Origin of the sequence: Actinomadura meyerae (assembly GCF_900188445.1) — a bacterium.
Lineage (GTDB): Bacteria > Actinomycetota > Actinomycetes > Streptosporangiales > Streptosporangiaceae > Spirillospora > Spirillospora meyerae.
This window is the reverse complement of the sequence record NZ_FZOR01000045.1, coordinates 62,390-69,450: the sequence shown is the minus strand read 5'-3', so window position 1 is coordinate 69,450 and position 7,061 is coordinate 62,390. Positions and strand designations below refer to the sequence as shown.

Here is a 7,061-nt window from a genome sequence, read left to right as displayed (position 1 = left end):
CGCGCCCCGCGCATCGTGTGCGGCTCGGCGCCCGCCGCCCGCATCGCCTCCATCCGGTCGACTTCCAGGACGAGCGAGGTCATGACCTGCCACACCCGCCCCAGCGGCCGATTCACCGGCTCCCAGTGGTCGGAGTTCTGCTGCCACCGGACGGCGAGCGTCTGCCGTTCCCCGGCCGTCAGCCGCGCGAGGGCGGCCCGCAGCTCCTCGGCCGCGCTCACAGCTCACCGCCGGTCGGCAGGACGCCGTAGTCGCGCTGAAGGCCGCGCAGGATGTCCACGAAGCTCGTCGAGCCGTAGCGGGCCTGGAGCTCGTTGGACCGGCGCCGCGCCCAGCGCTGCCAGTGCTTGGGGAACTCGTTGCGCCCGGCTTTCATGGCGTCCTTGACCCGCTCGGCGTTCTCGTCCCAGAACGCGGTGAACTCCTCGACGCTCGGCGCGATGAGCAGCCCCATGACCCGCGGGGACATGACCACCTCGCCGTGCAGGGGGTTGCCGGGCGAGTTGATGACGGACACGTGCGGGAACAGGTCCCGGGCGCCGGGGGCCGGCTGGTTGGCCATGGTCAGTTCCTCTCTCGGTTCAGCTTCCGGCGGTGCCGGGCCTGCAGCCCGGCGTCTCGGCGTGCTTGCTTCTCGCGACGTGCACGCCCCCGCGCCGCACGTCGCTCGCGAGCCCGCTCGATCCGCTCGGCGAGGCGCCGCTCGACGGCCTCGCGCAGGTCGGCGTCCACGCGGCCGTGGACGACAGTGAGGGCCGTCCCGGAGCACCGCCCGCACGACACGGGGCCGTCTCCGTCCTCGGGCGGGTAGATCCTCACGGGCGTCTGGCAGCCGACGCACGGCACCTCGGCGAGGCCGGGGGTCATGACGCCTTCTCCCGCTCGGCGACGGCCCGCCCCACGGCCTCACGTTCCGCCCGGAACCGGGCCTCATCCTCAGCCGAGGGTGTCGGCTCGAACGGCCCCAGGATGGCCCAGAAGCCGTGGATGCCGTGGAGCGTCTCGGGCTCGCAGTCGTCGGTCATGATCGCGCCGACGATCCGGCGTTCCCCGGTGGAGTGCTCCCCGTCGTAGGGGTGGGTCTCCCATTCCTCTTGGACGAGCCAGCCGACGAGCGGAACCTCGTCGACCCCCTGCTCGGGTTTGAGCAGCAGCACGCGCCACCCGTGCGTCGCGACGGGCCGGAAGTCCACCGTCCGCCAGTAGGTGCTCATTGCCCGCCTCCCGGTCGGTGTGAGTTTCGGGACGTGCTCTGACCTGCGGTTCTCACGGTTCTCACGGTTCTCACACTCACTCCGGAGGGTCGAAGTCGAGTTCGGGGTGATCGGGCGGCGGCGGCACCTGGTAGTAGCCGCGCTTGGGCTTGAGCAGGCGCCCGGACTGCTCCAGGCGGCGCAGGTACTCGGCGGCACTCTTGCCGAACTTGCCGGTGATCTCGGCGGCCCGGACGGGCTCGACGCGCTGGGCGATGAAGGCGAGGATGGCCGTCGAGGTCTCGCCGAGTTCCTGGCTCTCCTCGCGCTTCTCGACGTTGGCGGCGGCCTCGGCGAGCGTCCGGCCGTCGAGAACCCAGCGCGTCCCGTCCTCCAGCCGGAGGGCGTACTCCTCTTCGGGCACGTCCTTGCCGGTGACCTTCAGGACGGCATCGGACGCCTTGCGCTTGCGAGCGAGGACGATCACGGCATCAGCCGACCCGGCGAGGCCGTTGGTCCCCGACACCGCGTCCACGAAGTCCTCCGAGGCGGCCTTGCGGTCGTGATGGACCACGACCAGCGACAGCCCCGGCCGCTCGTCGGTGATCCGCTTCAGACCCGCGCCGACCCGGTAGTCACGCTGGTAGCTCGACTCGCCCTGCATCGCCGGCGGCATGACCCGGCCGAGGGTGTCGAGCACGGCCATGGCGGTGTCGGGGTAGCGGCGCATCCACGCCTCCAGCACCGGCAGCACCTTCCCCGGCGGCACGGTCACCTTGTAGTGGAACAGGCCGGGGATCGGGCCGTCCTCCAGGATGATCCGGCACCGTGACTGCATGCGGCGGTCGCCGTCCTCCAGAGCGAGGTACAGCACCCGGCGGGGCGGGCCGACCGCCAGCCTGCCGAGCGCGTGACCGCCCGCGGCGACGGCCAGCAGGATGTTGCCGATGAGCCACGACTTGCCGGACTTGGGCGGGCCGACGAGCAGGCTCATCCCCTCCGGGAGGAGGCCGGGGACCGCCCACCGAAGCGGCGGGAACTCCTGCGCATCGAGCCACGCACCGTCGCGGACGTCGCCCAGGAGTAGGGCGTCTTGGGCCTCCTGGTCGACCTCTTCTCCCTTCCCGTGAGAAGTGTGAGAAGTGTTAGAACCCCTAGTCACGGCCGTCTCGGTTACCGGGGTGGTGTGAGAAGCGGGGAGTTGGAACGGGTGTGCGTCCGGTCCCGTCGCCTCCGGTCCGTGGACGGGATGGCTGAACATGTTCCCGCACGCACGGCAGTACCGAGCCTCGTCGAGCACGGTCACGCGGACGCCCTCCGTCCGTCCCAGGGCACCGGACCGCCGCGGTAGTCACCGGGGCGGGGCTTGCCGAAGTCCTCGCGGCGGCCGTCCCACCGGCGCCGCTCGAGCTCTGCGTGAGAGAGGGACCGGCCGAGGCGCCGCACGCTCTCGGCGACGGGTGCCCATGCCTGCGCCATCTCGGCCTCAGCGCAGTCGTAACCGACCTCGGTCCCGGCGTCGAACCCGGCGCCGTACCCGGTCGACCATGCGTGCTCGAAGATGGTTCGCTCGCGCTCGGCCGACTCGGCGAGCAACTCCGCGGCCACGATGAACGGGTGCCGGGTACTCTGGTCACGGACGACCCGCCCGCCCGCGTGTTCGTTGTCAACGGCGCCACCCTCCCCGGTGGCGCCGTTCTCGTTGGTCACCATCAGGCCGCCCCGCCCCCGCCGCCGTTCTGCTCGGCGATCTTCCGCTGCATGTAGCTGACGAGCGCCTGGTGAGGGACGAATCTCGCGCGCCCCTCCGTGAAGCTCTCGATCTCGCCCGACCTCAGCAGTGCGAAGAGGGTCGTCCTCCCGATCGGGAAGACCTCGGGCACCCTCTCGGCCCGGTACGCAAGGGGTTCCGTCACAGCGGCCACCTCCGAAGGGGGTATAAGTCCGCGACCATACGCGGACGCCGAGATCAGGAGTATCAGGCAACCCAGGAAGCGCGCAAGTCCGTGTACATACGCGCGAACCTTGATGAACCTCTGCGGCCGAACTAGGGTGTCGGCATGTATCTCGTGGATGACGGCTGGATCTCCGTTGAGCCCCCGCAGGGCATGGACGGTCTCCATGTACGCGTGAAGCTCGCCGAGAACGGCCGATACAAGATCACGGACCTATTTCTCCATGGCGGCCAGATCGAGGCCGATCAGTTCCGGGGAATCTCGATCAGTCGCCTAGAAGCGCAGATCAACGCCCTGTCAGCCATCGAAAGACCCACGCTCGACGCAGACGCGCCCGACGACGAACTGACGCTCCCCACCCTGCGTCGGCGCGCAGGCAAGGCCCAGGCCGGGCGGCAGCAGTTGATTGAGAAACTGCAACGACCCACCGGACAGAACCCGGACGGGTTCTATCGCCGAGTGGCCGTGGCGTATGCCGACCAGGCAGCCGTCACGCGGTCGCCGGCGAAGGCCCTCGCTGACGAGGCAGAGGTGCCGGTGACGACGGTGCATCGATGGGTGCGGGAAGCTCGGCGACGGGGCTTCCTTCCGCCGGCCGAGCAGGGCAAGGCGGGATGACCGAGACGCCGACCCGGAAGGCTCGGACGCGTGGCAACCGCGACGGGCGCCCCTACCAGCGCGCCAGCGACGGGAAGTGGGTCGCGACCGTCTACCTGCCGAACGGACGCCGGAAGCCGGTCTACGGCAACAGCCGGACGGAGGTTGTCGAGAAGCGCAAGAAGGCGCAACGGGAGATCGACGACAACCAGCCGGTCACGGCCGGCCGGACGGACACCGTTGAGCACTACCTCACGCGGGTGTGGCTGCCCGTGACGCTCCCGCAGCGCGTCGCGGCGGGCAAGCTCGCCGAGTCCACGCTCGACTCCTACCGGGACACCTGCGAGAAGCACGTCATTCCGCACCTCGGCCGGGTGCGTCTGGTCGACCTCTCGACGACGCACATCCGGGCATGGCTGCTAGAGCTGTCGCGCAAGCCGAGCGGCCGTGCCCGCCGGAAGTTGCGCCCCGGCGAGACGAAGCTGCCGCCACCGGAGACGCTGTCCACCCGCACCGTGGCCTACAGTCACGCGGTCTTGCGGAAGGCGCTGAATGACGCCGTCGACGACGAGAGCGTGAAGCGGAACGTCTGCCTGCTCGTCGATGCCCCCACCGTCGAGCGCAAGCCCCCGCGGGAGCTGTCCAAGGAAGAGGTGCGGGCGCTGCTCGGCGCGGCGGCCGATCACCGGCTGTGGGCGTACTGGCTGCTGCTGCTCGCGCTCGGCCTGCGGCGCGGCGAGGGTCTCGGGCTGCGGTGGGAAGACGTCGACCTGGACGCGGGCACGGTGCGCCTGCGGGCGTCCGTGCAGCGCCTGCGCGGCGAGGTCGACGCGGACACCGGCCGCCGCAAGGGCAAGCTCGTGAGCAAGGGCCTCAAGACGCAGGCGAGCAAGGCGACCATGAAGCTCCCGGCGTTCGCCGTGGCCGCGCTGCGCGAGCATCGCACCGGGCAGGACGCCGAGCGAGAGGACGCGCGCCTGTGGGTCGACGAGGGTCTCGTCTTCACCACGACGATCGGGACGGCGCTCGAACCTCGGAACGTGAACCGCATGTGGGAGGACATCTGCGCGGCCGCCGCTGTCGCGCGCTGCAGGATTCACGACTTGCGCCACGCGTGCGGGTCGTTCCTGTTCGCCGACGGGGTCGACCTCAAGGTGATCCAGAGCGTCCTACGGCACACCCGGCTCTCGACGACGAGCGAGATCTACGTGCACCTGCTGGAGGAGGTGAAGGACGGCGCGGCCGAGGTGATGGACGGGATGCTCGTCGACCTCGCCGGCGAGCGGAAGAAGCGGCGCCGGTCGGCATCTTGAGCGCGTTGCTACACGCGTTGCTACATGGGAGATCAGAAAGGCCCCCTCCGAAGATCGGAAGGGGCCTTTGACCTGGGCGCACCCGAAGGGATTCGAACCCCTAACCTTCTGATCCGTAGTCAGATGCTCTATCCGTTGAGCTACGGGTGCCTGACGCATCCCAACTGTACCGGCTCCGTGGACCTGTCCGCGAATCGGTTGCCGGATGAGGGCGTCGGACGATGTGACTTGAGTCACGGAACCCCGTGTGGCGGGGATACGCCAAATGGGTGATCGAGGCGGGAGTGACCTGGGATGCTGCTGTTTCCGCCCGAAGACCAACCCCCCTGAAGGAGAACCCACATGCGCATGTCTGCCACCAAGCTCGTCGGCGTTGTCGCCGTCGGTGGCCTGATGCTCACCTCCACCGGCTGCGGCGCCGTCGACGCCATCGCCGGCGGGAAGAAGACGACTGCCTGCAAGAACATCGAGAAGGAGCTGCGGAGCTTCTCCACCAGCGGCATGTCCGCGGGATCGTCGAGCGGCGCGTCCGCGACCGCTCAGAAGTTCACGGACACCGCGGCCAAGGTCCGCTCGGAGGGCCAGAGCGCCGGTGGTGACGTCGAGTCCGCCGCGACCGCGTTCGCCGGCGACCTCGACAAGACCGCGGAGATGCTGCGGAACCTGAGCTCCGGCAACACCTCGGCCCTCGGCAGCCGCCCCGACACCGCCGCCATGCAGCAGCACGGCAACGACCTCGCCAAGGCCTGCGGTTTCACCGGGTTCCGCCTGGGATGATCCACGACGCCTCGCTCCCGCGGCCCCGGGAGCGGCACGTCCTCGCCCGCTACGCATTATGCTGCTGGAGCCACGGGACGCAGGCTTTGCCGGTTGGCTCGCCGAACCGGTAGCCTGTCCTGAGCCCGATGGCTCCTGGAGGATTCGCCTAGTCCGGTCTATGGCGCCGCACTGCTAATGCGGTTTGGGTTCACGCCCATCCGGGGTTCAAATCCCCGATCCTCCGCCACACCAGGGACTTCGTCCAAGATCTCGATCTCGGACGAAGTCCCTGTCGCATTCCGGGATGTCCGCTTTGTTGGCCCTGGATCGCCCGTCGAACGGCCCTCTCGCTGACGCGGTGCTGCCGCGCGATCCGGCTGAGCCAGGGCAACGTCACCCACGAGGTCTCCGACGGCCTCCTGAAGGCTCTCACCAAGGCCTATAGGGAAGCAGCAGGCTGAAGACGCTCACCTGAGACCCGCCCCCGGCGTCCCAAGGAGTTGATGAGCGACCTCGCGGGGCCTGGCCCGGCAGGCAAGAGCGGGCCTGCCATCATCGCAGCATGAGCGACTGGGACCTGTTCCTCCAGGAAGTTTCATGGTTCCTCCAACCCGGAGAGAGCGTCATGGTCGGCGAGGCACAGCCTTGGACCCGCGGATCGGCCGAGGACCTGCCTGAACTGTCCGCACTGCTCAACTCGACGACTCTCACCCCGATCTCCGTCGGAGGCATCGGGTACGAGTTGCTGGCGTGGGGACCGCCGGACGTTCGCCGGGGATGGCTCTGCCACCCGCCCGAGGACGCGGACGGCGGGTCTTTCCCGAAAGCGCAGACGAGCTTCTGGAGGCTCTGCGGAGGAATCGTCGAGAGGTTCGGTGAACCCGACACCTGGTGGTGCAATCAGGACCAAGTGCTCACGGCCGAGGCGACACGTGTACGAATCTCAGACGTCCTGGCCGACTACGCGTGGCTCTGGGAAAGCGACGGCCTGAAGGTCCCCATCAGTCCAGATGAGTACTACGCCGTCGCCGTGGAGGCGAACGGGAATCTCACACTGGCGCATCGAGACAGCGGTCGGCTCCTCCTCTTTGCACCGGACCACGCATTCGAAGAGGTCACGCCACTGGACGATTCCCCGCCGTACTCACTACTCACGATCAACAACGTGCCCGACCTCGCGGCCTGGATCGAGGTATGCGCTGCGGCTTGGCGACATCGGTAGGCCAACGAACACCAGGCGCCGG

Annotated in this window: 11 protein-coding genes and 2 tRNA genes; 5 read left to right on the top strand and 8 right to left on the bottom strand. The window is 69.0% G+C overall.

Going from position 1 to position 7,061, the window contains the following annotated elements; all coding sequences use genetic code 11:
• From CHF16_RS33140 to CHF16_RS33110, 7 genes are all read right to left on the bottom strand, one after another.
• The coding region (locus CHF16_RS33140; RefSeq protein ID WP_143228212.1) for a hypothetical protein at positions 1-221 on the bottom strand (221 nt) is incomplete at its 3' end.
• Positions 218-562, bottom strand: a complete 345-nt coding sequence (locus tag CHF16_RS33135) for a hypothetical protein (RefSeq protein ID WP_089330114.1) — start codon at positions 560-562, stop codon at positions 218-220. The genes CHF16_RS33140 and CHF16_RS33135, both read right to left, overlap by 4 nt.
• Before the next feature lie 2 nt (positions 563-564).
• The gene (locus CHF16_RS33130; RefSeq protein ID WP_089330113.1) at positions 565-867 is read right to left on the bottom strand and encodes a hypothetical protein; all 303 of its coding nucleotides are present in this window, start codon (positions 865-867) and stop codon (positions 565-567) included.
• Positions 864-1,214 carry a hypothetical protein gene (locus CHF16_RS33125; RefSeq protein ID WP_089330112.1) on the bottom strand — a complete coding sequence of 117 codons (351 nt, stop codon included), beginning with the start codon at positions 1,212-1,214 and terminating at the stop codon, positions 864-866. The genes CHF16_RS33130 and CHF16_RS33125 overlap by 4 nt, the downstream gene beginning before the upstream one ends.
• 76 nt (positions 1,215-1,290) lie before the next feature.
• Positions 1,291-2,454, bottom strand: a complete 1,164-nt coding sequence (locus CHF16_RS33120; protein WP_245869656.1) for an AAA family ATPase — start codon at positions 2,452-2,454, stop codon at positions 1,291-1,293.
• 41 nt (positions 2,455-2,495) lie between these two features.
• On the bottom strand, positions 2,496-2,906 hold the full coding sequence (locus CHF16_RS33115) for a FliH/SctL family protein (RefSeq protein WP_089330110.1): 411 nt from the start codon (positions 2,904-2,906) through the stop codon (positions 2,496-2,498).
• Positions 2,906-3,109, bottom strand: coding sequence for a MerR family transcriptional regulator (locus CHF16_RS33110; RefSeq protein ID WP_089330109.1), 204 nt, complete (start codon positions 3,107-3,109; stop codon positions 2,906-2,908). Before CHF16_RS33110 ends, CHF16_RS33115 begins: the two co-directional genes overlap by 1 nt.
• Positions 3,110-3,253: 144 nt before the next feature.
• On the opposite strand from CHF16_RS33110, the gene CHF16_RS33105 reads away from it, so the two are divergent.
• Positions 3,254-3,766 carry a hypothetical protein gene (locus tag CHF16_RS33105; protein ID WP_089330108.1) on the top strand — a complete coding sequence of 171 codons (513 nt, stop codon included), beginning with the start codon at positions 3,254-3,256 and terminating at the stop codon, positions 3,764-3,766.
• Positions 3,763-5,058, top strand: coding sequence for a tyrosine-type recombinase/integrase (locus CHF16_RS33100; RefSeq protein ID WP_179271821.1), 1,296 nt, complete (start codon positions 3,763-3,765; stop codon positions 5,056-5,058). The genes CHF16_RS33105 and CHF16_RS33100 overlap by 4 nt, the downstream gene beginning before the upstream one ends.
• A gap of 77 nt (positions 5,059-5,135) precedes the next feature.
• Here the strand turns inward: CHF16_RS33100 and CHF16_RS33095 are convergent.
• A tRNA-Arg gene (locus CHF16_RS33095) sits at positions 5,136-5,208 on the bottom strand.
• A 192-nt stretch (positions 5,209-5,400) separates the two neighbouring features.
• Between CHF16_RS33095 and CHF16_RS33090 the strand changes: the two genes are divergently transcribed.
• The 3 genes from CHF16_RS33090 to CHF16_RS33080 all read left to right on the top strand — a co-directional run bounded on the left by CHF16_RS33090 (position 5,401) and on the right by CHF16_RS33080 (position 7,039).
• The gene (locus tag CHF16_RS33090; protein WP_089330106.1) at positions 5,401-5,835 is read left to right on the top strand and encodes a hypothetical protein; all 435 of its coding nucleotides are present in this window, start codon (positions 5,401-5,403) and stop codon (positions 5,833-5,835) included.
• A 137-nt stretch (positions 5,836-5,972) separates the two neighbouring features.
• A tRNA-Ser gene (locus tag CHF16_RS33085) sits at positions 5,973-6,064 on the top strand.
• 315 nt (positions 6,065-6,379) lie between these two features.
• Complete coding sequence (locus CHF16_RS33080) at positions 6,380-7,039, top strand: hypothetical protein (RefSeq protein ID WP_089330105.1); 660 nt, start codon at positions 6,380-6,382, stop codon at positions 7,037-7,039.
• Positions 7,040-7,061 lie beyond the last annotated feature (22 nt).

Bases quoted from the DNA above. Each gene is read 5' to 3' on its own strand.
- CHF16_RS33135 (WP_089330114.1), bottom strand. From the start codon at position 562: ATGGCCAACCAGCCGGCCCCCGGCGCCCGGGACCTGTTCCCGCACGTG.
- CHF16_RS33130 (WP_089330113.1), bottom strand. From the start codon at position 867: ATGACCCCCGGCCTCGCCGAGGTGCCGTGCGTCGGCTGCCAGACGCCC.
- CHF16_RS33125 (WP_089330112.1), bottom strand. From the start codon at position 1,214: ATGAGCACCTACTGGCGGACGGTGGACTTCCGGCCCGTCGCGACGCAC.
- CHF16_RS33120 (WP_245869656.1), bottom strand. From the start codon at position 2,454: ATGTTCAGCCATCCCGTCCACGGACCGGAGGCGACGGGACCGGACGCA.
- CHF16_RS33115 (WP_089330110.1), bottom strand. From the start codon at position 2,906: ATGGTGACCAACGAGAACGGCGCCACCGGGGAGGGTGGCGCCGTTGAC.
- CHF16_RS33105 (WP_089330108.1), top strand. From the start codon at position 3,254: ATGTATCTCGTGGATGACGGCTGGATCTCCGTTGAGCCCCCGCAGGGC.
- CHF16_RS33100 (WP_179271821.1), top strand. From the start codon at position 3,763: ATGACCGAGACGCCGACCCGGAAGGCTCGGACGCGTGGCAACCGCGAC.
- CHF16_RS33090 (WP_089330106.1), top strand. From the start codon at position 5,401: ATGCGCATGTCTGCCACCAAGCTCGTCGGCGTTGTCGCCGTCGGTGGC.
- CHF16_RS33080 (WP_089330105.1), top strand. From the start codon at position 6,380: ATGAGCGACTGGGACCTGTTCCTCCAGGAAGTTTCATGGTTCCTCCAA.